Annotated in this window: 23 protein-coding genes; 12 read left to right on the plus strand and 11 right to left on the minus strand. The window is 61.1% G+C overall.

The genetic code is table 11. The annotated features are described in order from the left end of the window. Positions 1-105: 105 nt before the first annotated feature. Together mqo and JN524_RS25100 are read right to left on the minus strand one after the other, a co-directional pair. The gene (gene mqo, locus JN524_RS25095; RefSeq protein ID WP_007962427.1) at positions 106-1,752 is read right to left on the minus strand and encodes a malate dehydrogenase (quinone); all 1,647 of its coding nucleotides are present in this window, start codon (positions 1,750-1,752) and stop codon (positions 106-108) included. Between the two features lie 448 nt (positions 1,753-2,200). After that, positions 2,201-3,814, minus strand: a complete 1,614-nt coding sequence (locus JN524_RS25100) for a methyl-accepting chemotaxis protein (RefSeq protein ID WP_202371085.1) — start codon at positions 3,812-3,814, stop codon at positions 2,201-2,203. Positions 3,815-4,004: 190 nt separating this feature from the next. Here JN524_RS25100 and JN524_RS25105 point away from each other — a divergent pair, with 190 nt between their 5' ends. Further along, a complete protein-coding gene (locus JN524_RS25105) occupies positions 4,005-4,319 on the plus strand; it encodes a DUF2388 domain-containing protein (RefSeq protein WP_007962425.1) in 315 nt (104 codons plus the stop codon). Between the two features lie 68 nt (positions 4,320-4,387). Next, entirely contained in the window at positions 4,388-4,810 is a 423-nt protein-coding gene (locus tag JN524_RS25110; protein ID WP_442964291.1) for a hypothetical protein, read from the plus strand. Here the strand turns inward: JN524_RS25110 and ligD are convergent, their stop codons facing one another. Genes ligD through JN524_RS25125 form a run of 3 tightly spaced genes read right to left on the minus strand, consistent with a single transcriptional unit; the run spans position 4,811 to position 9,789 of the window. Further along, positions 4,811-7,429 (minus strand): DNA ligase D, encoded by a 2,619-nt coding sequence (gene ligD, locus JN524_RS25115; protein WP_202371087.1) that lies wholly within the window; start codon positions 7,427-7,429, stop codon positions 4,811-4,813. A 17-nt stretch (positions 7,430-7,446) separates the two neighbouring features. Then, positions 7,447-8,400, minus strand: a complete 954-nt coding sequence (locus JN524_RS25120; protein ID WP_202371088.1) for a methyltransferase — start codon at positions 8,398-8,400, stop codon at positions 7,447-7,449. Positions 8,401-8,409: 9 nt separating this feature from the next. Further along, positions 8,410-9,789: an iron-containing redox enzyme family protein gene (locus JN524_RS25125; RefSeq protein WP_202371089.1), complete on the minus strand. Its 1,380-nt coding sequence runs from the start codon at positions 9,787-9,789 to the stop codon at positions 8,410-8,412. Between the two features lie 338 nt (positions 9,790-10,127). Between JN524_RS25125 and JN524_RS25130 the strand changes: the two genes are divergently transcribed. Continuing rightward, positions 10,128-10,586: an REP-associated tyrosine transposase gene (locus tag JN524_RS25130; protein ID WP_202371090.1), complete on the plus strand. Its 459-nt coding sequence runs from the start codon at positions 10,128-10,130 to the stop codon at positions 10,584-10,586. Between the two features lie 89 nt (positions 10,587-10,675). Here the strand turns inward: JN524_RS25130 and JN524_RS25135 are convergent, their stop codons facing one another. Continuing rightward, positions 10,676-11,443: a tellurite resistance TerB family protein gene (locus tag JN524_RS25135; RefSeq protein WP_202371091.1), complete on the minus strand. Its 768-nt coding sequence runs from the start codon at positions 11,441-11,443 to the stop codon at positions 10,676-10,678. A gap of 260 nt (positions 11,444-11,703) precedes the next feature. On the opposite strand from JN524_RS25135, the gene pcsA reads away from it, so the two are divergent. After that, positions 11,704-12,426 carry a phosphatidylcholine synthase gene (gene pcsA / locus JN524_RS25140; RefSeq protein ID WP_098964514.1) on the plus strand — a complete coding sequence of 241 codons (723 nt, stop codon included), beginning with the start codon at positions 11,704-11,706 and terminating at the stop codon, positions 12,424-12,426. A 117-nt stretch (positions 12,427-12,543) separates the two neighbouring features. Here pcsA and JN524_RS25145 read toward each other — a convergent pair whose 3' ends face one another. Further along, on the minus strand, positions 12,544-13,356 hold the full coding sequence (locus JN524_RS25145; protein WP_097088834.1) for a class I SAM-dependent methyltransferase: 813 nt from the start codon (positions 13,354-13,356) through the stop codon (positions 12,544-12,546). Positions 13,357-13,386: 30 nt separating this feature from the next. Further along, positions 13,387-13,659, minus strand: a complete 273-nt coding sequence (locus tag JN524_RS25150; RefSeq protein ID WP_202371092.1) for a DUF4242 domain-containing protein — start codon at positions 13,657-13,659, stop codon at positions 13,387-13,389. 228 nt (positions 13,660-13,887) lie between these two features. On the opposite strand from JN524_RS25150, the gene JN524_RS25155 reads away from it, so the two are divergent. Next, a complete protein-coding gene (locus JN524_RS25155; protein ID WP_202371093.1) occupies positions 13,888-14,349 on the plus strand; it encodes a GNAT family N-acetyltransferase in 462 nt (153 codons plus the stop codon). Between the two features lie 43 nt (positions 14,350-14,392). Here the strand turns inward: JN524_RS25155 and JN524_RS25160 are convergent, their stop codons facing one another. Then, positions 14,393-14,656: a DUF2790 domain-containing protein gene (locus JN524_RS25160; RefSeq protein WP_202371094.1), complete on the minus strand. Its 264-nt coding sequence runs from the start codon at positions 14,654-14,656 to the stop codon at positions 14,393-14,395. Positions 14,657-14,952: 296 nt separating this feature from the next. Between JN524_RS25160 and JN524_RS25165 the strand changes: the two genes are divergently transcribed. The 4 genes from JN524_RS25165 (at position 14,953) to JN524_RS25180 (ending at position 19,230) form a co-directional block, all read left to right on the plus strand. Beyond that, positions 14,953-15,693, plus strand: coding sequence for a response regulator (locus tag JN524_RS25165; protein ID WP_202371095.1), 741 nt, complete (start codon positions 14,953-14,955; stop codon positions 15,691-15,693). Next, positions 15,690-16,991 (plus strand): ATP-binding protein, encoded by a 1,302-nt coding sequence (locus JN524_RS25170; protein ID WP_202371096.1) that lies wholly within the window; start codon positions 15,690-15,692, stop codon positions 16,989-16,991. The genes JN524_RS25165 and JN524_RS25170 overlap by 4 nt, the downstream gene beginning before the upstream one ends. Positions 16,992-17,188: 197 nt before the next feature. After that, positions 17,189-18,235, plus strand: a complete 1,047-nt coding sequence (locus JN524_RS25175) for a class I SAM-dependent methyltransferase (RefSeq protein WP_202371097.1) — start codon at positions 17,189-17,191, stop codon at positions 18,233-18,235. Positions 18,236-18,387: 152 nt separating this feature from the next. After that, positions 18,388-19,230 carry an NAD-dependent protein deacetylase gene (locus JN524_RS25180; RefSeq protein ID WP_202371098.1) on the plus strand — a complete coding sequence of 281 codons (843 nt, stop codon included), beginning with the start codon at positions 18,388-18,390 and terminating at the stop codon, positions 19,228-19,230. 122 nt (positions 19,231-19,352) lie between these two features. Here the strand turns inward: JN524_RS25180 and JN524_RS25185 are convergent, their stop codons facing one another. Further along, positions 19,353-20,228 (minus strand): LysR family transcriptional regulator, encoded by an 876-nt coding sequence (locus JN524_RS25185; RefSeq protein WP_202371099.1) that lies wholly within the window; start codon positions 20,226-20,228, stop codon positions 19,353-19,355. 263 nt (positions 20,229-20,491) lie between these two features. Between JN524_RS25185 and JN524_RS25190 the strand changes: the two genes are divergently transcribed. The 3 genes from JN524_RS25190 to JN524_RS25200 are packed head-to-tail and all read left to right on the plus strand — an operon-like array spanning position 20,492 to position 23,073. Next, complete coding sequence (locus tag JN524_RS25190) at positions 20,492-21,190, plus strand: CoA transferase subunit A (RefSeq protein WP_098964529.1); 699 nt, start codon at positions 20,492-20,494, stop codon at positions 21,188-21,190. 24 nt (positions 21,191-21,214) lie between these two features. Next, a complete protein-coding gene (locus JN524_RS25195) occupies positions 21,215-21,880 on the plus strand; it encodes a CoA transferase subunit B (RefSeq protein ID WP_096796497.1) in 666 nt (221 codons plus the stop codon). A gap of 11 nt (positions 21,881-21,891) precedes the next feature. Then, the gene (locus JN524_RS25200) at positions 21,892-23,073 is read left to right on the plus strand and encodes an acetyl-CoA C-acetyltransferase (RefSeq protein WP_202371100.1); all 1,182 of its coding nucleotides are present in this window, start codon (positions 21,892-21,894) and stop codon (positions 23,071-23,073) included. A 195-nt stretch (positions 23,074-23,268) separates the two neighbouring features. Here the strand turns inward: JN524_RS25200 and JN524_RS25205 are convergent, their stop codons facing one another. After that, positions 23,269-24,588: an Nramp family divalent metal transporter gene (locus JN524_RS25205; protein ID WP_202371101.1), complete on the minus strand. Its 1,320-nt coding sequence runs from the start codon at positions 24,586-24,588 to the stop codon at positions 23,269-23,271. Between the last annotated feature and the right edge of the window lie 63 nt (positions 24,589-24,651).

Raw genomic sequence — 24,651 nt, forward strand, 5'->3', positions numbered from 1 at the left:
AAAGTCAAAAGATCGCAGCCTGCGGCAGCTCCTACAGGATTTGGGGCATGAAAAAGCCCACTGACCGTTACCGGTTCAGTGGGCTTTTGCGTATCTGGCGTCTAGTTACAGAGCCATGTCACGTGCAGCATTTTCCTTCGGTGCTTCAGCTTTTTCAGCTGCTGGTGCAGCCGGAGCAGCAGCCTGACCGATGACCGGAGGCGTTGGCAGTTCGAGGATCTTGGCGGTGTACGCCCACTCTTGTGCCACTTTGGCCGGATCGTTGTTCAGCTGAGTGCCGTAGCTTGGAACGATCTGGTGCAGCTTGGCTTGCCACTCAGGGGTCGCGACTTTGTCTTTGAAGACTTTCTGCAGCACGCTCAGCATGATCGGTGCAGCGGTCGACGCGCCTGGCGATGCGCCCAGCAGGCCGGCGATGGAGCCGTCTTGTGCAGCAACGATTTCGGTGCCCAGTTTCAGCACGCCGCCAGCGGCTTCATCACGCTTGATGATTTGCACGCGCTGGCCGGCTTGCCACAGGCGCCAGTCTTCGGCTTTGGCGTTCGGGAAGTATTCCTTCAGCGCGTTCAGACGGTCTTCATCCGACAGCATCAGTTGACCGGCCAGGTACTCGACCAGCGGGTATTCCTTGATGCCGACCTTGGTCATCGGCCAGATGTTGTGGGTGGTGGTGCTGGTCAGCAGGTCCAGGTACGAGCCTTCTTTGAGGAACTTGGTGCTGAAGGTCGCGAATGGGCCGAACAGGATGACGCGCTTGCCGTCCAGAACACGGGTGTCCAGGTGCGGAACCGACATCGGCGGTGCGCCAACCGAAGCTTTACCGTAGGCCTTGGCCAGGTGCTGCTCGGCGATGGCCGGGTTATCGGTCACCAGGAACGAGCCGCCGACCGGGAAGCCAGCGTATTCCTTGGCTTCAGGAATGCCCGACTTCTGCAGCAGGTGCAGAGCGCCGCCACCAGCGCCGATGAACACGAACTTGGCGTCGGTTTCGGTCTTGGTGCCGTCTTTCAGGTTTTTGTAGCTGACGCGCCAGGTGCCGTCGGCGTTCTTGGTGATGTCTTCGACTTCACTCGACAGCTTCAGGTCGAAGTTAGGCTTGGTCTGCAGGTAACCGGCGAACTGGCGGGTGATTTCGCCGAAGTTCATGTCGGTACCCAGCGGGCTCCAGGTGGCCGCGATTTTCTGGTTCGGGTCACGCCCTTCCATCATCAGCGGGACCCACTTCTTGATCACAGCCGGGTCTTCGGAGTACTGCATGCCGGCGAACAGCGGGCTCGCTTGCAGGGCTTCGTAGCGCTTTTTCAGGAACTTGATGTTGTCATCGCCCCACACGAAGCTCATGTGCGGCGTGGTGTTGATGAACGAGCGAGGGTTCTTCAGAACGCCTTGCTGAACCTGCCAGGCCCAGAACTGACGGGACACCTGGAACGCTTCATTGATCTCGACAGCTTTCGGGATCGTCACGTTACCTTTGTCGTCTTCCGGGGTGTAGTTCAGCTCAGCCAGGGCGGAGTGACCGGTACCGGCGTTGTTCCAGCCGTTGGAGCTTTCCAGGGCGACGCCGTCGAGGCGCTCGACCATTTCCATCGACCAGCTTGGCTCCAGCTCATTGATCCACACACCCAGGGTGGTGCTCATGATGCCGCCGCCGATCAGCAGAACGTCGACTTTCTTTGCTTCTGCAGCATTGGCGGACGACATCCCCATCGCCAAAGCCAGCCCGAGCAAGGCTGTGTTCACTTTCTTAAACATCCGTTGCACCTATGATAAAACGCCTTCCGCCCGCCGCTGTTATCTGTATGCGATCCGCTTTGATGACGCTCAGGCTCGCGTCGCAGATTCCGGCACACTTCAATTTTGACGGGTGGGCACACAAGGCCGACGTACCGCATCGACCTCAGTTAATGTCCCTTCTGAACTGACTTCTTATCATTATTGGCTTCAGCTACTTGAGCGACAGGGATTCCGTCAGCCCGCCCCAAAGGCAGGCAAACCGAATAAGGTCAAACCAAGTTGGCGCGAAGAATATCACGTCAGGGCAAACCCGCGCGTCTGTTCCCGACTTGAGAGTCTTTTTCCGCTCTGGGCGTTATCGGCCGGTTTGGGCTGAACATGATTCAGAAACCTGTGGTGGCTGGGCTGGCTCCATCGCGAGCAGGCTCACTCCTACAGGGAATGGGCTGCTCTCGCGATGGCGGCGCTACAACCGAAACCGATCCACCGACAACGCCAACGCCCCCGCCAGACTCGACAGTTCATCGGTGGTATTGGCCGTCTGCCCGATCACTTTGCTGTTGCCCTCGGACATCCCGGCGATCATTTCCACCTGATGGGCTATTTCGTTGCTGGCCTGGCTTTGCTCGCCAATGGTGCGGGTGATGTCGTTGACCAGTTGCGTGGTGCTGAGGGTGGCGTCGAGGATTTCGCGTATCGCTCGTTCGACTTCAGCCGTGACCGCCATGCCCTTGTCCACCTGGGCCACCCCGGCCTCCATGCTGCTCACCGCCTCGCGGGTGCTGTTTTGGATCCGTGCAACCATCGCAGCGATTTCCTGAGTTGAGGCACTGGTGCGTGCCGCCAGGCTGCGCACTTCGTCGGCAACCACGGCAAAACCCCGGCCCTGCTCGCCGGCCCGCGCCGCCTCGATGGCGGCGTTGAGTGCCAGCAGGTTGGTCTGGTCGGCGATGCTCTTGATCACCTGAATGATGTTGAAGATGCCTTCGGATTCCTGATCCAGCGTACGGATCACCTGCGCCGACTGTTGCGCCGAGCGGGCGATGTCGTCCATGTCGCTGACCACCTGATGGATCACCTGTCCGCCGCTCTTGGCCAGCGACTCGGCCTGATTGGCCATGCCCAGCGCGCGCTCGGCATGACGGGTGATTTCCTCGATGCTGGCGGTCATCTGGCTCGCGGCGGCGGCCATGGTGCCGGCCGCGGCGCTTTGTTGCTGACTGCTGTCAGCGACCTGATGGCAGCCGTGGCTCAACTGCTCGCTCATGCCGCTGACCCCATGGGCGTTGCGCCGAACGACATCGATCATGTTGCGCAGGTCACGCTGCATGGTCGCCAGACTGCGGATCAGCGTACTGGCCTCGTCCTTGCCGGTCGGCTCGCTGATCGGTTCGCTGAGGTTGCCGTGGGCAATGCTTTGCGCGATCTGGTTAGCGGATTTCAGCGGCCCCATGATGCTGCGAGTCACCCAACGCCCTTGCCCCAATAACAGCAACAGACTGGCGAGCAACACCACACCGAGGGCGATATTGGCATTGCGAATGGCGCTTTCGGTGGCCTGGCTGGTGTCACGGGTGTTGCTTTCGATCAGTTCGCTAAGGGCCGCCATCTGCTCTTCAAGCTGACTGAAGGCGCTGTTGAACGTGCCCAGCTCCCGTTGCGCGCTATCCGGGTTGTCCAATGCCAGGCCGACAATGCGCTCGGCCGCTGCAATGTAGGTGTCCAGGCTGGGTTTTATGTGTTCCAGCGCAGACTTGATCGTCGGGTTGACCGGCAATTTGAGGTTTTCATCCAGCACTTCGCGAAAATGCGTAGCGTGCTCGTTGATCGAGTCCCGCACCTCTGCGGCCGTGCCGGTACTTTTGCCCAGGCCCACCAGCATCGCCGAATACACGTCGGCCCGCAGCGCGTCGTGCATCATGTCGGCTTCCATGTGATTGCGCAGCGCGGTCATGCTCACCGCGTTGTCGTTCACCGCTGCAGACATGCGCGTATTCCCCACATAGCTGACCAGACTCACAATCAGCGCCGTCAACAGACTGGTGGCAATCAGCAGCAGCAAACGCAATTTGATCGACACGGTGGGTTCCTCCCCTGAGGCGCGCCGGAATGCGCCGTTCAGGATTTCAGTTAAGCTTATTTGTGCAGATGTGCCGCTTCAGAGCGTTTCAGCAAGTATCCACACGTTCGAATGGAACTCCGGCAAAGGTCGCACCTCTGAGATTATGTAGTCCTTCCTTTTTGCTTCGCGCTTGTGGAGGAACATCGTCATGCGCAAGTTAGTGCTCATTTCTTCTCTCCTGCTCTGCCTCCCTGTCGGCTCGGCTCTGGCCCGTGTCGACGCCGGCGATGTCGCCACCTCAGCGGGCGTTTCCGCGTCCCTGTACTCGACCTTCAAGGATCACAAAATGGTGATCCCGGCGCGCGACGACCTGTCAGCGTTCGTCGCCAGCGGCGGGGCCATCCGTGGGGTTTATCTTGAGTCGGTACTGCAACAGGTGCGGCACGACAACCCTGGCCTCAATGCCAGCGATGAAGACCTCGCCAACGCGATTCTGGTGCATTACGAAGGCCTGAATCAGTAGTTGCCAGGGACGCAGCGGCCGATGGACGGCAGCTGAGGGCACATAGGCAAAACCGTCTTACGGCCTCTATGATGGAGGCCATGACGACTCTTGCGCCTCCTGCGCCTTTGCGCTCACCCTGCCCGCCCGGCGCCTGCGATTGCGGGCGCGACGCGTTGCTGGAAACGCCGGGCACGGATCTGCGCATTCTGCGCCTGACCCGCGAGCAGGAAAAAATCCTCCTCGCACGCCTGGAACAACTCGAAGACCTTGCGGACTTGCGGCATCTGCAACAGCGCATGCACGAACAGTTGGGCCTGCGGGTGGAAATCTCCCCGGGCTTTCATGAAGTGCGCAGCATGCTCGGCATCGAGATTCAGATCGAGGCGCTCCCGGGACTGTGCCGCAAGACCCGCAAGTCAATTCCGGCGGCCATTCGCCGAGGCCTGAACAACCGCCCCGAAATCGCTTTCGAGCTGCTCAACGCTCACGACTTGCTGCGCGACACCTGATCATTTTTTCATGCCAACCCGCTTGCGCATCTCCGCGGTGATGCTCTGGCGGGTTTTCTTCAGGTCGGCCCACGGCTCATCGCCGATTTCGTTCAGACGCTCATGGACATTGCTGATGTTCCACTGATTGCCGCCCTTGATCTCGGCCACTTCCTCGCGAAACAGCGGCACGGACACCGGCAGCCCCTCTCGGGTGCGCGCGGCGTAGGCACAAATGGTGGTGGCGCCCAGGCCGTTGCGCAGGTAGTCGATGAAGATCCGCCCGACACGATTTTTCGGCCCGGACACTGCGGAAAAGCGTTCCGGCAGCAGGTTCGCCATATGGCTGACGATCGCGTGACTGAAGTCCTTGACCTCATCCCAGCCATGTTTGCGGGTCAACGGCACCACCAGGTGAATGCCCTTGCCACCGCTGGTCTTGAGAAACGCCTTGAGCCCCAGTTCATCCAGTACGGTCAGGGTCAACGCGGTGGCTTCGACCATGCTTTTCCACGGCAGCGCGGGATCCGGATCGAGGTCGAGGACGAAGCGATCAGGCTTGTCCAGATCGACGGTGGTGGCGTTCCAGGTGTGCAGCTCGACCGTGCTCATCTGCACCGCGCCGATCAGTGCTTCGGCATTGTTGATCAGCATCACCGGTTGCCCGGTGACGTCCTTGTCCAGTGTGGTAATGCCGGGAATCGCCAGGCGCTCGGCGTTTTTCTGGAAAAACAGTTCGCCGGCAATTCCGTCCGGCGCCCGCACCAGCGCGACCGGGCGATCCTTGAGCTGCGGCAGAATCCACTCGGCGACGCTGGCGTAATACTCGGCCAGTTGCATCTTGGTGGTGCCGCTGACCGCATCGATCACCCGATCGGGATGGGTAATGCGCACTTTGCCACTGGCCAGCCCCAGCTGGGACGGCGCCGGTTCGGCTTTCTTCGACTCAGCAGCTTTCTTTGATTCTGCAGCTTTCTTCGACGAGGCAGCTTTTTTCGACGGGGTGGCTTTCGCTGAAGTCTTCACGGGTTTCGCGCGCTCCTCGGTAATCGACCTGGCCGGTTTGTCATTGCGCAGACCATGGAACACGGCGTGACGTACCGAACCGTCCTTGGTCATTTCGGCGAACGCCACTTCTGCCAACAGTTTCGGTTTGAGCCAGTGCACGCCTTTGGCCTCGAAGCCGCTCAGTGGATTGACCACCGCAGCCTTCTTCACCTGCAACGGCTTGAGCTGGGCCAGGATGCTTTTCAGTGTGGTTTCGTTGAAACCGGTGCCGACCTTGCCGGCATAGCGCAACTCGCCACTGTCGCGATCATGCAGCCCCAGCAGCAACGCGCCGAAGGCACTGCGCGCGCCTTTCGGATCGGTGTAGCCGACGACCACGAATTCCTGCCGATGCTTGCACTTGAGCTTGATCCAGTCACTACTGCGCCGCGACACGTAGGGCGAGCCGAGGCGTTTGCCGATCAGCCCCTCCATCTGCATCTGACAGGCGCTGTTGAGCAGTGCGTCCGCCGTTTCATCGAAGGCTTCGGAGAAGCGCAGCAACGGCTGCTCATGCCCACCGAGTACCGTGGACAGCGCAGCGCGGCGCTCCTCGACCGGCACTTCGCGCAGGTCGACGCCGTTGAGGTACGGCATGTCGAACAGGTAGTACATGATGCTGGCGCTGCGCCCGGCTTCGAAGGCGTTTTGCAGCGCCTGAAAGTCCGGTACACCGCGCTCGTTGGTGACCACCACTTCGCCGTCCAGCCACGCCGATTCCAGCCCCAAATCGGCCAGGGCTTGCGCCTGTTGCGGCAGTTTGTGCGTCCAGTCGTGACCGTTGCGGGTGAAGAGTTGCACCTGATCGTGATCGATGCGCGCCATGATCCGGTAGCCGTCGAATTTGATCTCGTAACTCCAGTGTCCTTCGGGTGCACTGTCGACCAGGGTCGCCAGTTCCGGTTTGAGCTGCGTCGGCAGTTTGGCCTTGCGCGCACCCGTGAGCGTCCCGGACGCCGCTTTACGCGGTTTCGCCGGGGACTTCTTCACTGGCTTGGCTTGCTCGGCGGCGAGCTTGGGTTTGCTGATCAGGGTGCGTTCGCTGAGCACGCTGTCCGGCTCCGCACTGAGCACATCGTAGTCGTCCTGCGGGCGCGCAGCACTGTCCTGATGTTTGATCAGAAACCAGTTTTCCTTCTTGCCCGGCATGTGCGTGCGCACCAGATTCCAGATCCCGGAGAGCTTTTCGCCTTGCAGTTCGAACTTGAGTTTGCCCTTGGCGTAGGCCTTGGCTGGATCCTCCTGCGGAATCCACACACCACGATCCCAGACGATCACATCGCCCGCACCGTAATGCCCCTCGGGGATGCTGCCCTCGAAGGTCGCGTAGTCCAGCGGATGGTCTTCGACGTGCACCGCCAGACGCTTGACCTTGGGATCGAGCGACGGGCCCTTGGGCACCGCCCAGCTCTTCAGCGCACCATCGAGTTCGAGGCGAAAGTCGTAATGCAGGTGCGAAGCGTCGTGCTTCTGGATGCAGAACTGCCGCGCATGCTCAGTGGCCTTGCTGCGGCCTCGGCGTTTGACCGCGGCGGGTTCCGACGTCGCGGAAAAGTCGCGCATGCGGTTGTAGTCGTCAAGGTTCCTGGTCATGGCGCACCTGCCTTGTATCAGCCAATGCGGGTCACGGTCAGCGCGACCACAGCGATCCGGTCCACGCGCTGGTAACCGGGGTTCAACAACTCTTCACCGAACACGTCGGGATCCAGCTCGCGATAGGTCCAGCCGAATCGCGTCGAATCCAGCCGTGGGACAACCGTATCGAAAAACGGATCGCGGCCATCGACCATCGCTACCCCTGTGTACAACAGCAACGAGCCACCGGGCGCCAGTCGATTGAGCGCCTGCTCGACGATACGCAGCGACAGGCCGGCGCCGAGCGAGCCACCGCCATGCCGATAAGCACGCCCGGCCGGATCTGCCATGTACGGGGGGTTGGCGACAATCAGGTCGAAGTTGCCTTCAGTACCCTGCAGTACATCACTGGCCTGCACCTCGACATTGGCGACCTCGGCCAATGCCGCATTGATCGCGGTCAGGCGCAGCGCGGCAGGATTGATGTCCACCGCCAGCACCTGCGCTTCACGCCGTGCGCGCGCAATCAGAATCGCGCCGACGCCGGCACCGCAGCCGATGTCCACCGCGCGCTGAATCGGCGCGAAGCTCTGTTGCAGATGCGCGTGAATCAGCTGTGCGAAACGATAGGTGTCCGGGCCGAAAAACACCGAATCGGCGGCATCGGTTGGGAAGCCCGAATGCACGAACAACAAATCATCCAGACTCGACCAGCGCACCCGGCTTTTCAAGCGGCCGTCGTAGACGTCAATCACTTGTGCCTCCTGCAATTGCCGCTGTTCGTCAGCGGACAACAGCCCCGGTTCGAACGGCCGCGACCAACCGAAGACGTCGCGCAGGGTATCGGCCACCTGCCCTTCATCACGCTGGTTGACCCGCTGATGGGTCAAGGGCGTCGGCGTGATGAAACGGTAGCCGTCGGCCTGCAAGCGTCGGCCGAGTTGCAGCAGCGTCAGGTCGTGGGCGGACAGTTGTTCTTCCTGATTCATGAGATTTCCTTAACGCAGACTGGATTTGAGTTCGATGAAGCGGCGTGTCGCCAGAAGCCCCGCCGGGTGGGCATGGCGGGCCGGTGCCAACCATGGGATCAGCGTGGCCATTTGCGCGTGTCCATCCTGACCTTGCAGGGCAGACATGAGGCGCTGCACATCGGGATCGTGTTCGGGCACGGCGGCGTCCGGGGTGGCGACCTGACGGCCGCGTCGTGGCGCTTTGCGTTGGTCGGATGGCGTCCAGTCGCCGGCAATCCAGTCGTGCAGCAGTTGCTTTTCATAGGGACTGAACACGCCGAACATCGCCGCACCGTCGCCGTCGATCAACTGCCAGAAACGGCTGGCTTGCGGATCTTCATTGCGTTTGATCCAGCCTTTGTCCTGCATTGCCTGCAGGAAACCCGGTAGCTGTTCGGGAGTGGCCAGCCACTGATTGACGGTTTTGCCTTCGAAACGGCAGTAGTCGGAGTGCATGTGCTGACCGAACGGGCGCTTGCGCTCGAGCATCGCCAGCACTTCCTGCTCCAGGTCAAAACCTTCGATGATCGCGCGGCTACCCTGCCCCAGGTCGTTGAGTCGATAGCCCAGCGATACCCGGCGCAGGAATTCGCCGCGATCGGCTTCCAGCGGTAGCAGGTCGAGCACCGACTGCACGGCTTTTTGCGCGTGGCCGGTGCTGGCGTTATCGATGGTCACGTGGAGGGTGAAGTAGTAAGGATCAATGCCCAACTCGCTGAGTTCATAGGCACTGATCAGCAAGTGCAGCGGCAGTTGTTCGTAGCCGAGGTTGTAGCCGATCACCTCCGGCAACATGCTTTCGCCACAGGCACCGAGTGCCAGTTGCAGCGCACCTTGCAGGTAGCGTTCATCGGCAATAGCGCTGGCGTCCTGCAAACCGTGCTCAGCGAGCAGTTTGCGGTAGATCACCACGTGGTTTTGCGCCGGATTGCCGTCGCCGAGTTCTTCCAGATAGGTACACAGCAACCCGTCGAAACGCGGGTCGCGCCATTGCGCCAACAAGCCGTACAGCCACGCGCCATCCACCAGTTTGGTCGGCGCTACGGCTTGCAGAAAGTACAACGCGTGAGCCTTGTTGCGGAAGAACTGGCGCGGTCCGCCGGCCTGGCGCTGTTGCAGGTAATCGGCGTACTGCCGGGCAACTTCTGTGCAATGTTCGGCGACCCAGCCTTGCCACGCCGACGGATCCTGCGGAAGTTCTTCGGGCAACAGCGCGACACGCTGCAACTGCTCGGCGAGAAAATCCTGCGCGAGGGTTTCAGGCACATCCTCAAGCAGCAGTGCCTCATAAATACGCCGCAGGTCACCGTCGGCAGTGATGGGCTGTTGCTGCGCGCTCGGCGCCTGCAGAGGGGTCAGGGCAGTCATGTCAGTGTTCTCGTTCGGTTGGCCGGTCAGGGCGTTGTTTCACGCCTCTACATCAGCAGAGCAACCGCTACGGAGAAAAATTCAATCGACATGAAAATTGCCCTGACGGACGGCCTGATCAGTGCCGATTCTCTTTCACTTGGTCACTTGATCACTTGATCACTTGATCACTGTAGGAGCTGCCGCAGGCTGCGATCTTTTGATTTTGTCTTTCACGATCAAGATCAAAAGATCGCAGCCTTCGGCAGCTCCTACATTTACATCGTGTAATGGCTTGGGTTCGTGAACTGTCATTGGGCAGCTAGTGTTGAAGGACGATGGTTACAGAGGGCAATGGAATGCCTGAAGCTGCAAAAGCCTGCGGTTTACGCAAGGGACGCTATTCGGAGGTTGGGCGGGTTTATTTGCTGACGGCGGTGGTTAAAGAGCGTCGGCCGGTTTTTTCCGACTGGAAAGTCGGAAGATTATTGGTTGAGCAGATGCGCGCGGCAGATGAGGCAGGATTGGTCGTGTCTTTGGCTTGGGTAGTCATGCCGGATCACCTGCATTGGTTGGTCGACCTGAAACGAGGTTCCTTGGCCCAGCTGATGTGCCGCGTCAAATCGCGTAGTTGTCGGTCGGTAAACCTGATGTCTGACAGCCGGGGAAGCCTGTGGCAACGCGGCTATCACGACCGAGCTCTGCGTCGCGATGAAGATTTGAAAGCGGCTGCCCGCTACATTGTCATGAATCCATTGCGGGCAGGTCTGGTAAAGCGCTTGGGTGATTACCCGCTATGGGACGCAGTCTGGCTCTGAGGATCAAAAGATCGCAACCTTCGGCAGCTCCTACATTGGAATTCGTCTCTGTAGGAGCTGCCGAAGGCTGCGATCTTTTGACTTTTGCTTCAGCCCTGCCCCTTGGCCTGCTGTTCCAGATGCACCTGCAATTGCGGGTCGATCTTGAGCGCCGCAGCCAGTTCATCCAGGTAGGTGCGTTCGGCGTCTTGCTGATCGTCCACCAGGATCACGCTGACCAGGTACATTTCGGCGGCCGTCGCCGGGTCGTCGTTGGCCGCCTGCGCGACTTCGTTCGCATCCAGCGGTTTGGCAACTTCAGCGTTAAACCATTGCTGCAATTCTGGATCGTCGGTGTGTTTGCCAATCTCTTCATCGATCATCTGCCGTTCCCGGTCATCGATCTCACCATCCGCCTTGGCCGCCGCGATCAGCGCCCGCAGCACAGCATGCCCGTGCTCCTCGACTTCGGGCCCGGCCAGCAGATTTGCGGTTGGCGGAATCTGTTGTGGCGCCGCCGAGGCCTGACTGCGCTGCCAGGCCTGATATGCCTGGAACGCCATCATTCCCAATGAGGCCAGCGCCGCATAATTGGTGCCGCCGGAACGACTTTGTGTTCCGCCGCCACCGAGTGCCCCACCCAGCGCGCCGCCCAAGCCACCACCGCTACCGCCGCCGAGCAGGCCACCGAGCAAACCGCCCAAACCGCCCAGCCCTCCGGACTGCACCGCACTACCGCCGGGGCCTGCCCCGCCACCCAGCAGACCGCCAAGCAAGCCGCCCAATCCACCCAGCCCACCGCCGGCCGAACCAGCACCTTGTTGTCCCGCCGAGGCCTGGCCCCGCAGCAGTTGTTCGAGCAAATCGCTGGTGTTCATGATCTCGTCCTCAGCCATTGGCAATAAATGCGTCAGGCAACAATAGACCGCCGACGCCGGCGCGCCAGCACCGTTTGGCTGACGCCGGGTGCCACCTGCGGATTTCGCCGAGGTATTTTTTGTGCGGGCAGCTAAGATTCAAAGGTGGTGAACCTTATCCCGGCCAAACCGGTCGATAGCTGCAACCCCGACCCGGTTTGCCGGCGCCCTTTGCCCAAGGGTGATACCCGGCATGCTTCATTTTTCTGGAGAACGCCCCTGTGATATCGACCGTACACATCGCCAGGCTCAAAGCATGGGGCGCCCATGGTTTTACCGCGACCGGCGTGGTCACAGCCTTTCTGGCGACCCTCGCCCTGCTGGAGAACCAGCCGACTCACTGCCTGATGTGGCTGGGCGTAGCATTGATCGTCGACGGTCTCGACGGGGCGTTGGCGCGTAAGGTCAATGTGCAGTCGGTGCTGCCGAGTTTCGACGGCTCGATCCTCGATCTGGTGATCGATTATCTGACCTACGTGTTCATTCCGGCGCTGTTCATCTATCGCTACATTCCCCTGCCCGACTACACCCTGCTGCTGAGCGTGTCGCTGATTCTGGTGTCGTCGCTGTTCTGTTTCTGCAACGTCAACATGAAAAGCAAGGACAACTATTTCGTCGGCTTCCCCGCCGCGTGGAATGTGGTTGCCCTATGCCTGTACATCATCAATCCGGGGCCGTGGATCACCTTTCTGACCATCATCGGTCTGGCGCTGCTGACCGTGACCCGCATGAAGTTCCTGCACCCGTTCCGGGTACGCCGGTTCATGCCGATCAACATCGCGGTGACGGCAATCTGGCTGCTGTGCAGCCTGTCGCTGGTGCTTAATCACCCGATGATCAATCCGCTGGTGATGGGTTTGTGGTTGCTGGCGTCGGCGTACTTTCTGGGGATCTGCATCTGGCGTACGGCGCTGGAGTGGGTTGACGGGGCGCATTTGAAATAAACCCCACCGATGCCCTGTAGGAGCTGCCGCAGGCTGCGATCTTTTAAATTTGGTTTTGAAAAAACAAGATCAAAAGATCGCAGCCTGCGGCAGCTCCTACAGGGGGGCATTGATGTTTCAGCGTTTGGTGATGACCACCTCCAGATACTCGCTCGGCACCACCAGCGACTTCTCTCCCACCCGGTTCGAGCGGTTCAGCAGATCCGCCAGATCACTCTCCAGCGCCTGCCCGCTTTCCGGCGGCAATGCCGCAAAGGCCTTGTGCACCGGCCCGTACCAGTGACGGAAAATGTCGATGAAATGCGCCGCCGAGCGATAGCGGAAATTGAAGGTGCGGCGGGTGACCTGCAGCAGAAATTCGCGCTCATTGAAGTGGCTGTGCAACCACGCTTCAGTGCCCCAGTTCGACGGCGGCTGGGCCACGGCGGGGGGTGGCACGTGGCGACCGAGAACCTTGAACATCTGGCCGACGAAACCTTCCGGCGTCCAGTTCGCCAGACCGATGCGCCCGCCCCTTCGGCAGACCCGCGCCAGTTCCGCTGCGGCAGTCGCCTGATCCGGGGCAAACATCACGCCAAAGGTCGACAGCACCGCGTCGTAACTCTCGTCGGCGAACGGCAACGCTTCGGCATCGGCGACCTGAAAAATCACATCCAGATGCTCGGCCCGCGCCCGATCCTGTCCCCGCTCCAGCAGCGCCGCGACATAGTCGGTCGAGGTCACCTGACAACCACGTCGCGCCGCCGCCAGAGTCGCATTACCGTTACCGGCGGCGACATCCAGCACTTCCTCATCGCAGTGCAGGTCGCAGGCCTCGGCGAGGTTTTCGCCGACGATCTGCAGGGTGGTGCCGATCACCGCGTAATCACCGCTGGCCCAGGCGACTTTCTGGCGCTCTTTCAGGCCCGTCAGATCAATGGGAGTACTCATCAATCGTGCTCCGCAGCAGGTAGAAGGACTTCATTCGGCCGTGGTCGGGTCGATGACCGTCATCACCCGCGCCACGCTGTTGGCCGGGAATCCACCCAGCCTGGCGTGCTCGCGCCCCTGCTCTTCGTCAGGGGCGATGTAGACGCAATAGATTTTGTCGGCGGTGACGTAACTCTGCAGCCACTGCACCTGTGGCCCGAGTTCACGCAACACCTGGCAGGAGGTTTGCGACACGGCTTGGAGTTCTTGCGGCGACAGCTTTCCGGCCCCTGGAATCTCGCGTTCAATCACGAATTTCGGCATGGCAACCTCGCGTTCTTTTTATCAGTGACAGGGACGGCAGTGGCCCTGCTCATCCACTATCGCGCCGAGGGTCGATGGCGTCCCTGCCAATCGTCCGAAGAGCCCGGAAAACCCCGGCCTGGCCGATGAATGGCGACTTTTTGTAAAGGCCTCGAGACACTTCGAGATTGCCATTGCATGGGGCATTCGGCTTTTATGCCTTCCCGTCTTCCGTGAATGGATTCCATCATGTCCCTGCGTCTTGAATGGCTCGTCGATCACCCGCAGCACAGCGACACTTACGCCGCGTGGATTCACCGCCAGTTCGCCTACGAATATGGCGAGCAACCCTTGACCGATTGGCAACGCGAGTTCGCTGCCGGCCAGAACAATGGCGACTGGTCATGCCTGATTGCGCTGGACGGCGAGCGTCTGCTCGGCGGTGCGGCACTGGCCCGGGCGGATCTGGCCCTGCGCCCGGATCTCGGCCCGTGGCTGGCGTGCGTGTTTGTCAGCCCGCAAGCTCGTGGCCAGGGGCTGGCAGAGCGGTTGATCGATGGCATCAGCCAGACGGCGAAACAGCGCGGCTTCGCGCGTTTCTATCTGCACACCCAGAGCAAGCAGGACTACTACGCCAAACGCGGCTGGACAGTGCTGGAGCGCTTTCGCGCGTGGGACAACGAGCAATGGCTCATGGTGCGCGACCTGTGAGCCATTGATGTGCGCGGCGGTGACTGTCGATGCATCTGAGCACTCAGTTCTGGTTGTTACAGCCATCGGCAAATTTGCGGTAATCCAGCACCTGGGTTTTTCCGGCCGAATCCAGGTACGTCATGCGCGCATCGATAATGCCGCAGTTCACCGCGTTGTCCTCGGTCATCGATAGCACTTTCTGGATGTCCAGGTGCGTGCCGTAGTTGTAGGTGTGCGGGCTGACATCGGCTTCGGCCCGGGCCGACAGGGTGCAGATGTTCAGGGCGGCGAACAGGCAGGCGGCGACAACGGTTTTGTGCGTCATGGTGGTTTCCTCAAGGCTTGTATGGGTTGAGCCGAGGCAAACTGTGTGGGCCTCGATGGAGCCTATTTGAGGCGCGTGAGGTATCGCGTCTGTGTCAGGAAACGGCCGCTATCAATCACTGTGTATCCCCACCGCCCGGAGATACACAGCGATACAAAACCCTGAAAAAATCGCGTTTTTGCATGTGTGTGTATCCGCCATTACGCCAGATACACTGCAATACAAGCCCGGGCAGGCAAGCCGGCGCAGGCTCGATAGACTGCATGGCATTGCCCTTTGATAGAGGTTCTGCACCGATGGAACATGTCGATCACATTCTCATCGTCGACGACGACCGCGAGATCCGCGAGCTGGTCGGCAATTACCTGAAGAAGAACGGACTGCGCACCACCGTGGTCGCCGATGGCCGGCAGATGCGCAGTTTTCTCGAAGCCAACACCGTCGACCTGATTGTGCTCGACATCATGATGCCCGGCGATGATGGCCTACAGCTGTGCCGCGAACTACGCGTGGGCAAACACAAGGCCACGCCGGTGCTGATGCTCACGGCGCGCAACGATGAAACCGACCGCATCATCGGCCTGGAAATGGGCGCCGACGATTACCTGACCAAGCCGTTCGCCGCCCGCGAACTGCTGGCGCGGATCAACGCGGTGCTGCGGCGCACACGCATGCTGCCGCCGAATCTGGTGGTCACCGAAAGCGGTCGCCTGCTGGCCTTCGGCCGTTGGCAACTGGACACCTCGGCCCGGCATCTGCTGGACAAGGACGGCACACTGGTCGCCCTCAGTGGTGCCGAATACCGCTTGCTGCGGGTGTTCCTCGATCATCCACAACGGGTGCTCAGCCGTGATCAGTTACTCAACCTGACCCAGGGCCGCGAAGCCGATCTGTTTGATCGCTCGATTGATCTGCTGATCAGCCGTTTGCGCCAGCGCCTGCTTGATGATGCGCGTGAGCCGGCCTACATCAAGACCGTGCGCAGCGAGGGTTATGTTTTTTCGCTACCGGTGGAAATCCTCGGGGCCTCGGCATGAGCCTCAAGCTGCATTGGCCACGCACCCTGGCTTCGCGGTTGTCGCTGATCTTTCTGGTCGGGCTGATCCTGGCCCAGGCCCTGTCGTTTGGCGCGCAGTATTACGAGCGTTTCCAAAGCGCCAGAAGCACCATGCTCAGCAATATGCAAAACGACGTTTCGACGTCGGTTGCAATCCTCGACCGCTTGCCCGCGCAGGAACGCCCTGCCTGGCTGCCACGACTGGCTCGCACCAACTACGATTATCGGTTGAACGACGGCGATCCCGGCGCCCCGCTCGACGCCGAGGAGTTACCGGTGGCCGCGACCTCGATCAGCAGTGCGATCGGCGGCGCCCATCCGCTGTCCTTCAGCCGTTTTTCCGCAGAGAAAAAACACTTCCAGGCCCATTTGCGCCTCAGCGACGGCAGCCCGTTGACCATCGATGTGCGTCCGGCCATGCCGCCGCTGTCGCCGTGGCTGCCGGGGGTATTGCTCGGGCAACTGGCGCTGCTGATCGCCTGCACCTGGCTGGCGGTGCGCATTGCCATACGCCCCCTCGCCCGCCTCGCCAATGCCGTGGAATCCCTCGACCCCAACGCGCACCCGGTGATGCTCGACGAACACGGCCCGACCGAAGTGGCCTACGCCGCACGGGCCTTCAACGCAATGCAGGCGCGGATCGCTGCGTATCTGAAGGAGCGCATGCAACTGCTGGCGGCGATTTCCCATGACCTGCAAACCCCGATCACCCGCATGAAATTGCGCGCAGAGTTCATGGACGACTCGGTCGAGAAAGACAAACTGTGGAACGACCTCGGCGAGATGGAGCATCTGGTGCGCGAAGGCGTGGCGTATGCCCGCAGCATCCACGGCTCGACCGAGGAAAGCCGGCGCACCGATCTCGACTCGTTCCTCGACAGCCTGGTGTTCGACTATCAGGACATGGGCCAGGACGTGCAACTGAGCGGCAAGAGCGCGGCGGTGATCGATACCCGTCCCCAAGCCCTGCGCCGGGTGCTGGTGAACCTGACCGACAACGCACTGAAATTCGCCGGTGCCGCGCAGTTGCAGGTCGATATCGACGACGGTCTTTGCATCAAAATCCTCGATCGCGGGCCAGGCATTGCCGAAGCCGAGTTGCAACAGGTCATGCAGCCGTTCTACCGGGTGGAAAACTCGCGCAACCGCAGCACCGGCGGCACCGGCCTGGGCCTGGCCATCGCCCAGCAACTGGCCATGGCCCTCGGCGGATCGCTGACCCTGAGCAACCGCGAGGGCGGAGGCCTGTGCGCCGAACTCAAACTGCCACTGCGCTGATCCGCACAATGGAATCTGCATGGGGCACAAACACTGCATCTTGCCCCAGTCCGGCTAGACTGATTCATTACCCAGTCGAGGGGGAATGCAGGACGACGTCAGCTGTGCCCTGCCCACTTTTGTGACCACCGCCCTGCGGCCCATGCCTCGACAACGTTTTGCCACCGGACGGTGATCCTGTATCAGGAGCACTCGTGATGGACGAAACACGACTCAACGCATTCATGGGCAAACTGGTCAACGACATGGGCGGCGCCGCGATGCTGGCGAACGTCATCGTTGGCGAAGAACTCGGGCTGTACCGGGCGATGGCCGACAGTCAGCCGATCACCCCGCAAGCCCTCGCCGAAAAAACCACCTGCAACCCGCGTCTGGTGCGCGAATGGCTCAGCGCGCATGTCGCGTCCGGCTACATGGAGCATCACGATGGCCAGTTTCGGTTGCCGGAAGAGCAGGCACTGGCGCTGGCGGTCGAGGATTCGGCGGTGTATGTCGCTGGCGGACTTGGCGTGGTGGCCTCGTTTTTCCATGACAAGGACAAACTGGTCAAGGCTATGCGCGGCAACGGCGCCCTGCCCTGGGGCGATCACCATCCGTGCATGTTCAGCGGCACCGAACGCTTCTTTCGCCCCGGCTACAAAGGTCACTTGATCGCTGAATGGCTGCCGGCGCTGGACGGCGTGGTCGCCAAACTCGAAAAAGGCGCCAAAGTCGCCGACATCGGCTGCGGCCACGGCGCCTCGACGGTGATCATGGCCCAGGCGTATCCCAACTCGCGCTTCGTCGGTTTCGATTATCACGCGCCGTCGATCACCGTCGCCACCCAGCGCGCCGAAGAAGGAGGCGTCAGCAGCCGGGCGGAATTCTTCCAGAACGACGCCAAAAGCTACCCCGGCGACGACTATGACCTGATCTGCTATTTCGACTGTCTGCACGACATGGGCGACCCGGTCGGCGCGGCACGGCATGCGTTCGAATCATTGAAGGGCGACGGCACGGTGCTGCTGGTCGAGCCGTTCGCCAATGATGCGCTGGACGACAACATCAACCCGGTCGGACGCCTGTTTTACGCGGCCTCGACCTTTATCTGCACGCCGAATTCGCTGTCCCAGGAAGTTGGCCTGGGGCTGGGTGCGCAGGCCGGTGAAATGCGCTTGCGCAAGGTGTTTACCGAGGCCGGGTTCAAGCATTTTCGCCGGGCGACGCAGACGCCGTTCAATCTGATTCTGGAGGCGCGCAAATAAATCACCGCGATCACCTGTGGCTAGGGAGCTTGCTCCCGTCGGATTGCAAAGCAAGCCCAAAACAGGCCTGCTGCGCAGTCCCGCGGGAGCAAGCTCCCTCGCCACACGGTTAATGCTAACCTGCGGGCATCGTCCTCCCCGGAGTGCTGACCATGCTCGACAGCCCGACCCGCGAACACCTCGACACCCTGCACCAGGCCATGGCCGATGGCGGCTTTGTGGTGCTGACCGGCGCGGGCATCAGCACGCCGTCGGGCATCCCGGATTACCGCGACAGTGAGGGCGTACGGCGGGGTCGGCAGCCGATGATGTATCAGGAATTTCTCGCCGCCCCGGAATCCCGTCGCCGCTACTGGGCACGGGCAATGCTCGGCTGGCCACGGGTGCGCCAGGCGCGGCCGAATGCAGCGCATCAAGCACTGGCCGATTTACAGCGCCGGTGTCTGATCAGCGCCTTGATCACGCAGAACGTCGACACCCTGCACGATCAGGCTGGCAGTCAGGACGTGATCGAACTGCATGGCAGCCTGCACCGGGTGTTGTGCCTGGATTGCGGCCAGCGCAGCGCGCGTGACGACATTCAGCAGCGGATGGTCGAGCAGAATCCGTATCTGGCCGGGGTCGACGCGGTGCAGGCGCCGGACGGCGATACCCTGCTCGATCCGGCCTTCGAAGCACGTTTTCAGACGCCACAATGCCCGTATTGCGCCGGTGAACGGATGAAGCCGGACGTGGTGTTCTTCGGTGAAAACGTGGCGCAGCCGACGGCGGCGCGGGCCATGGCGGCGGCAGAAAATGCCGCGGGATTGTTGGTGGTGGGCTCGTCGCTGATGGCCTATTCGGCGTTTCGTCTGTGCCGGGTGATCGCCGATCGGGGCAAGCCGTTGCTGGCGATCAATCTGGGCAAGACCCGCGCCGATGATCTGCTGGATCTGAAGATCGAGGCGTCATGCGAACAGCTGCTGCCGTTGCTGGTGCAACGCCTGACCACCTGAACCCAAAAATCCCCTGTAGGAGCTGCCGCAGGCTGCGATCTTTTGATCTTGCTTCTAAAAAACAAAGTCAAAAGATCGCAGCCTGCGGCAGCTCCTACAGGGATGGGATCGCAGTTCAGGGTTCAGTGTTCGGCTTTGAGGATGTCGAACAGTGCCTGCGCCGCTGCCGACAGCTCATTGCCCGGCTCCGTGAGCACACCAATCGCCCGCTCAACCGAATCATTCAACGTCAGGCAATGCGCGCCCAGCTCCTGCATCTGCTCGGCGCACAACGCCGGCACCGCACTCACCCCCAGGCCACTGGCGACCATGCGCCCGACGGTTGCCAGTTGATGACTCTCGAATTCCACCGGCAGTTTCATGCCCCGGGCCTGCAAGTGTTCTTCGAGCATCACCCGTACCGTCGACGGCCGTTGCAGCGTGATGAACGGTTCCTGCAGCAAGGTCTGCCAGTCGATTTCGCCAAGCCCGGCCAGCGCTGAATCCTGTGGCACCACGGCGACAAAGCGGTCCATGTACAGCGGGGTAAACGTCAGCGAGGTGTTCTGCATCGGTTCGAACGCGACACCCAGTTCCACATGGCGGTCGCGAACCATTTCCAGCACTTGCTCGTTGATCACGTCGTTGACCGTGACGTTGACGTTCGGATAGCGCGCGCGAAAGGTCTTGAGAATCGGCGGCAGCAGGTTGCCGGCAAACGACGGCATGGCCGCCAGCGTCACCCGCCCGCGTTGCAGGCTGAAGCGCTGACGCATTTCGTCTTCGGCGTTGTCCCAGTCGGCAATCAGACGCCGGGCCAGCGGCAGCAGCGATTCGCCCTCGGCGGTCAGCGCCACATTGCGCGTGTTGCGACTGAACAACCGCCCGCCCAGCCCCTCTTCCAGCGCCTTGATGGTTAGGCTCAGTGCCGATTGCGACAGGTGCAGGCGCTCACAGGCCACGGCGAAGCTCAGGCTCTGAGCCACGGCGAGGAAGGCGCGGATCTGTTTGATGGTCATACTGGATACCTTACCGTTTCAACGTCGTACCCACTGTAGGAGCTGCCGAAGGCTCGGGCCGCGTTCGGACGATCTTTTGATCTTGATCTTGAAAAACAAAATCAAAAGATCGCAGCCTTCGGCAGCTCCTACAGGGATAGCGCCAACTATTGAGTTTTATCTATTAATCAACCTTAAAAATCAACTTAACAAATATATTCTCCAGCGCGACACTCCAGTCATTCGGCTAGCCAGCCGCCCGACAAACAATAAAAGAGGTGCATATGGCAGGTTTCGACAAGCGCGTGAGTTCCTACGAGGAAGCTCTGGCCGGTCTTGAAGACGGCATGACCGTGATCGCCGGCGGCTTCGGCCTGTGCGGCATCCCGGAAAACCTGATCGCCGAGATCAAGCGCAAGGGCACCCGCGACCTCACCGTGGTTTCCAACAACTGCGGCGTTGACGGTTTCGGCCTCGGTGTGCTGCTGACCGATCGCCAGATCAGCAAAGTCATCGCCTCCTACGTCGGCGAAAACAAACTGTTCGAAGAGCAACTGCTCAAGGGCGACATCGAAGTCATCCTGACCCCGCAAGGCACCCTCGCCGAGAAAATGCGTGCAGGCGGCGCCGGCATCCCGGCCTTCTTTACCGCCACCGGCGTCGGCACCCCGGTCGCCGAAGGCAAGGAAGTGCGCGAATTCAACGGGCGCAAGTACCTGATGGAAGAGTCCATCACCGGCGACTTCGCCATCGTCAAAGGCTGGAAAGCCGACCATTTCGGTAACGTCGTCTACCGTCACACCGCGCAGAACTTCAACCCGCTGGCGGCCACCGCCGGCAAGATCACCGTGGTCGAAGTCGAAGAAATCGTCGAGCCCGGCGAGCTGGATCCGTCGCAGATCCACACCCCCGGCATCTACGTCGACCGGGTCATTTGCGGCACGTTCGAAAAGCGCATCGAACAGCGCACCATCCGCAAATAATCCAGGCTGACGGAGAATAAAAACATGGCACTTACCCGCGAACAAATGGCTCAGCGCGTCGCCCGCGAAATGCAGGACGGCTACTACGTGAACCTCGGCATCGGCATTCCGACCCTGGTCGCCAACTACATTCCCGACGGCATGGAAGTCATGCTGCAATCGGAAAACGGCCTGCTCGGCATGGGCCCGTTTCCGACGGAAGACACCATCGATGCCGACATGATCAACGCCGGCAAACAGACCGTCACCGCGCGCATCGGCGCATCGATCTTCAACTCCGCCGAATCCTTCGCGATGATTCGCGGCGGGCATGTCGACCTGACCGTGCTCGGCGCGTTCGAAGTCGACGTCGAAGGCAACATCGCTTCGTGGATGATTCCCGGCAAACTGGTCAAGGGCATGGGCGGCGCGATGGATCTGGTGGCCGGTGCCGACAACATCATCGTGATCATGACCCACGCCTCCAAGGACGGTGAGTCCAAACTGTTGGCCAAGTGCAGCCTGCCGCTGACCGGCGCCGGCTGCATCAAGCGGGTGCTGACCGACCTCGCCTATCTGGAAATCGAAAATGGCGCTTTTGTCCTCAAGGAACGCGCACCTGGCGTCAGCGTCGAGGAAATCGTCGCCAAAACCGCTGGTAAACTGATCGTCCCGGATCACGTACCGGAAATGCAGTTCGCTGCCCAGTGAGGAATTCGAAAATGCAAGACGTCGTAATTGTTGCCGCCACCCGCACCGCGATCGGCAGTTTCCAGGGTTCGCTGGCCAGCGTGTCCGCGGTGGATCTGGGCGCTGCGGTGATTCGCCAGCTGCTCGAACAGACCGGTCTGGACGGTGCGCAGGTCGATGAAGTGATCATGGGCCAGGTGCTGACCGCTGGCGCCGGCCAGAACCCGGCGCGTCAGGCGGCGATCAAGGCCGGCCTGCCCCACGCCGTGCCGGCCATGACCCTGAACAAGGTCTGCGGCTCGGGCCTGAAAGCCCTGCACCTGGGCGCACAAGCGATCCGTTGCGGCGATGCCGAGGTGATCATCGCCGGCGGTCAGGAGAACATGAGCCTGTCCAACTATGTGATGCCGGGCGCACGCACCGGCCTGCGCATGGGTCACGCGCAAATCGTCGACACCATGATCAGCGATGGCCTGTGGGATGCGTTCAACGATTACCACATGGGCATCACTGCCGAGAATCTGGTCGATAAATATGAGATCAGCCGCGAGCAGCAGGACGCCTTCGCCGCCGCTTCGCAGCGCAAAGCCGCTGCGGCCATTGAGGCCGGACGCTTTGTCGATGAGATCACCCCGATCCTGATCCCGCAGCGCAAAGGCGATCCGGTAGCGTTCAAGGTCGACGAACAACCACGCGGCGACACCACCGCCGAATCGCTGGCGAAACTGCGTCCGGCGTTCAAGAAGGACGGCAGCGTCACCGCCGGTAATGCTTCGTCGCTGAACGATGGCGCCGCTGCAGTGATCCTGATGAGCGCCGAAAAGGCCAAGGCCCTGGGCCTGCCAGTGCTGGCAAAAATCGCCGCGTATGCCAACGCTGGTGTGGACCCGGCGATCATGGGCATCGGCCCGGTCTCGGCCACCCGTCGCTGCCTGGAAAAGGCTGGCTGGAACATCGGCCAACTGGATCTGATCGAGGCCAACGAAGCGTTCGCCGCGCAATCGCTGGCAGTGGCCAAGGATCTGCAATGGGATCTGGACAAGGTCAACGTCAACGGCGGCGCCATCGCCCTCGGTCACCCGATCGGTGCATCGGGCTGCCGCGTGCTGGTGACGCTGCTGCACGAAATGATCAAGCGTGATGCGAAGAAAGGTCTGGCGACCCTGTGCATCGGCGGCGGTCAGGGTGTGGCGCTGGCGCTGGAACGCGCTTAATCCAAAGGAGCAATACAGACGGCGGACGGATCCACGACATCCGCTCGCTGTCTGGTTTCACCGCTTTTGTGGCGAGGGGATTTATCCCAGATGGGATGCGCAGCAGCCCCACAATTTTTCGCCTCGACACACATCTTTGCCAGCGCTTCGCACTGGATCGGGGATAAATCCCCTCGCCACAGGGTGCTTTGAAAGTCACACCGCCATCTGCAGAATCAACCAGGCATTCGCGCCACTGATCACCGCAAACAAGCCCCACGCCAACACCCGGGTCGGCAGCCGGTTCACAAACGGTCCCATCAATTGCTTGTCACTGGTCATGCGGATCAGCGGGTACAGTGCAAATGGCAGCTGCAGGCTCAACACCACCTGACTCAACACCAGCAACTTGCCCACCGCGTTATCGCCCATCAGCCACACGCCGATGAACGCCGGGATCAGCGCCAGCCCACGGGTGATCAACCGCCGCTGCCAGCAGGGAATCCGCAGGTTCAGATAACCCTCCATGATCACCTGTCCGGCGATGGTTCCGGTGAACGTCGAGCTCTGCCCCGACGCCAGCAACGCCACGCCGAACAGCACACTGGCCAGCGCGCCACCGACCAGCGGGTCGAGCAGGTGGTAAGCGTCCTGAATATCGACCACATCGGTATGCCCGGACTGGTGAAACGCAGCCGCCGCCAGAATCAGGATCGCCGCGTTGACCAGCAGCGCCAGGGCCAGCGAACCGATGGTGTCGATGCGTGCCAGGTTCACCGCGTCCTGCTTGCTCGCCAGGTCCTTGCCGATCATCCGCGTCTGCACGATCGAAGTATGCAGGTAGAGGTTATGCGGCATCACCGTGGCGCCGAGGATACCGATTGCCAGGTACAACGGCGCGGCATCGCTGATCGCCGAGAGCGACGGTTTGAACCCGGCGAACACGTCTGGCCAGTACGGTTTGATCAGCACCAGTTCAACGAAGAAACACACGCCGATGGTCGCCACCAGCACCAGCATTATCGCTTCGAGCCGACGGAAGCCACGATTCTGCAGGGCCAGCACCAGCACCGTGTCGAAGGCGGTCAGGGCAATGCCGAAGGTCAGCGAACAACCCAGCAATAAATGAAAGGCCAAGGCGCAGCCGAGCACTTCGGCCAGATCAGTGGCGATGATCGAGATTTCCGCCAGCACCCATTGCAGGCGAGCGGTCGGAGTGCTGTAGCGCTCGCGGGACAGTTGCGCGAGATCGCGGCCGGTGGCGATGCCCAGCCGCGAGCACAGGCACTGCACGACCATTCCCGCCAGACTTGCGAGCAACACCACGAACAGCAGGCTGTAACCAAAACGCGAACCGGCCTCGATCGCGGTCGCCCAGTTGCCCGGGTCCATGTAGCCGATCGACACCAGCAAGCCAGGCCCGGCAAAACGCAGCACGCGTTTGAAGAACGAAGCGCTCGGATCCACCGCGACGCTGCCGGCCACTTCCGGCGGGCAGAACGGCGCGGTGGCGATTTTGGGTAAGCTGAATTTCACGCACACATCCAGAAACAAGTTCGAAAGACGCAGCTTAGACGTTTCAGTAGAACCCTTGAAGAG

It is taken from the genome of Pseudomonas sp. MWU318, from assembly GCF_016756945.1.
GTDB lineage: Bacteria > Pseudomonadota > Gammaproteobacteria > Pseudomonadales > Pseudomonadaceae > Aquipseudomonas > Aquipseudomonas putida_A.